2 protein-coding genes are annotated in these 2,602 nt (G+C 57.9%); one reads left to right on the top strand and one right to left on the bottom strand.

Going from position 1 to position 2,602, the window contains the following annotated elements:
• Nucleotides 1–1,394: ATP-dependent DNA helicase RecG (locus AC06ND_RS03930; protein WP_475677690.1), on the bottom strand; the 1,394-nt coding region annotated here is incomplete at its 3' end.
• Nucleotides 1,395–1,468: 74 nt separating this feature from the next.
• On the opposite strand from AC06ND_RS03930, the gene pdxA reads away from it, so the two are divergent.
• The gene (gene pdxA, locus AC06ND_RS03925; RefSeq protein WP_475677689.1) at nucleotides 1,469–2,551 is read left to right on the top strand and encodes a 4-hydroxythreonine-4-phosphate dehydrogenase PdxA; all 1,083 of its coding nucleotides are present in this window, start codon (nucleotides 1,469–1,471) and stop codon (nucleotides 2,549–2,551) included.
• Nucleotides 2,552–2,602: the final 51 nt, after the last annotated feature.

Below are 2,602 nucleotides of genomic sequence, written 5' to 3'. Positions count from 1 at the left end.
CCCGGAGGCATCTCGTCGATCACGGATACGTCCAGGTCTCCGTACAAGGTCATCGCAAGGGTGCGTGGGATAGGGGTCGCCGTCATTACGAGCACATGCGGAGGCACGCCGCAGCTTGTCTTCGACCAGAGCTTGGAACGCTGCTCCACTCCGAAGCGGTGCTGCTCGTCCACAATCGCGAGACCGAGGTTGTGGAACACCACCGTGTCCTCGATCAGCGCATGGGTTCCCACTATCATCCCTATCGATCCGTCCTGCAGCCCGGCGTGGATCTCGCGGCGCTCTGAGGTCTTGCTGCTGCCGGTCAGGAGCGCCACCTTCACCCCGGTTCCTGCGAGGTACTTGCTGATGTTCCTGAAGTGCTGCTGGGCAAGGACTTCGGTCGGCGCCATCATGCACGCCTGGTAGCCGTTTCCTATGGCGATCAGGGCGCTGGGCACGGCGACCATGGTCTTGCCGCTGCCGACGTCTCCCTGCACGAGGCGGTTCATCTGATGACCGCTCTTCATGTCCTCCCTGATCTCCTTGATCACCCTCTTCTGGGCGCCGGTGAGCGGGAAGGGGAGAGCCTCGTAGCATCGGTTGAACGGATCTCCGACCTTCGGCATGGGTATGCCTCTCTCTCCTCTGCTGCGCACATATTTCTGCTTCAGCAGGGAGAGCTGGAGGTAGAAGAGCTCCTCGAACTTGAACCTGTACACGGCCTTTTCCAGGGACGCCTGGTCGGATGGGAAATGTATGTTCTTCAGGGCGGTGCGCAGGTCGATCAGACCTTTCTCCCTGAGTATGTATTCGGGCAGGGTCTCGGTGATCTCCGGCATGCATGCGGCGAGCGCCGAGGACATGAGCTTGTTCATGACCTTGCCGGTGATTCCGGAATTCTTCAGGTTCTCGGTGCTTGGATAGACGCCGGTGAGGTTTCCTGCGCCCTGGCTCACGGCCTTCTCGACGCTGTCGACCTCCGGATGGACGAAGTTGAAACGTCCGTTGTAGGCCTGCGGCTTGCCGAAGAAAATCCATTCTGTGCCCGGCTGGAGACGCTCGTACATCCACTTCACGCCCTTGAAGAATACGACCTCGACAGAGCCGCTCCCGTCGCTCACGAGCACGCTGAGACGCTTCCCGGCGAAGCTCGGCTTGCCGTTCACGGCCTCCGGTCCCTTGCCCTTGAGCTCTACGCTGTGGACAGTCGCGCGAAGCTGGACCGCAGCCGAATCGGAGGCGATGTCCGCAATCCTCGTGATGCTGCTTCTGTCGATGTAGCGGAACGGGTACAGACGGATCATGTCGCCGAAGGTCTTAACCTCCAGCTCCTTCAGCAGAAGCTGCGCTCTCTTGGGCCCAACGCCCGGCAGATACTGCAAATCGGTGTCCAGTTCGCTGTGTCGGATCATATCTTACAAAGATACTCAAAAGTCCCAAAAAATCAGCTATATTTGTAGTTCAAGATTTAACAGAGGAATCCATTATGGCAAGGAAACTTATAGTCGGAATCACCCAGGGTGACGGCAACGGAATCGGATACGAGGTAATCATCAAGGCCCTCGCCGACGAGCGTGTGCTCGACATGTTCACTCCGGTGATCTACGGTTCATCAAAGATTTTCGGCTTCTACAAGAAGCAGATCCACAATATCGAGAACATCAACACCAACGTCATCAGCTCTGCAAAGGACATCCACCAGAAGAGGGTCAACATCGTGAACTGTCTTCCTGAGAACGTATTCGTCGAGCCAGGCCAGCCTACCAGCGAGTCTGCGAAGTCGGCGATGACCTCTCTCAAGGCAGCGGTGGCCGATCTCAAGGAGGGTGACATCGACGTGCTCGTCACTGCCCCTATCAACAAGAGGGCAATGACCAACGAGGGCTTCGGATACACCGGCCATACCGAGTATCTCGAGCAGGAGTTCGGCGTCGACGAGGTTGCGATGATCATGGTCAGCGACCAGCTCAAGGTCGGCGTGGTCACCGGACATATTCCGCTCAAGGAAGTCCACAAGAGCATCACTACCGAGAAGATCCTCAAGAAGCTTCGCCTCATGCACGCTTCTCTCGAGAGGGACTTCGCGATCGACCATCCGAAGATCGCCGTTCTCGGACTCAACCCTCACTGCGGCGACGGCGGCCTTCTCGGAGACGAGGAGCAGCAGATCATCCTCCCTGCGGTGCAGCAGGCTGTTGCAGAGGGAATCAATGCTTTCGGACCATATTCTCCGGACGGCTTCTTCGGCCTCGGAAACTATAGCAAGTATGACGCGGTCCTCGCGATGTACCATGACCAGGGCCTCACTCCTTTCAAGGCACTCGCGTTCGAGCAGGGCGTGAACTTCACTGCAGGACTTCCAGTGGTCCGCACTTCTCCTGACCATGGCACCGCGTACGACATGGCCGGCCGTGACATGGCGGATCCGCACTCCATGATGGCGGCGATCTACACTGCCATCGACGTGTACAACAACCGCGTCGCATACGATGACCTCCAGGATGGAAAGATGACCATCCAGATGCCTGACACCGAGATCAAGCCTCGCGGAGGAAGGGTTATCGAGTAGCATGGAAGAACAGCGCAAGCCGATCATCTGGCTCTATACCGACGGCGCATC

It is taken from the genome of Candidatus Cryptobacteroides sp., from assembly GCF_056207615.1.
The sequence above is the reverse complement of the archived record's forward strand: the minus strand, read 5'-3'. Positions and strand labels throughout refer to the sequence as shown.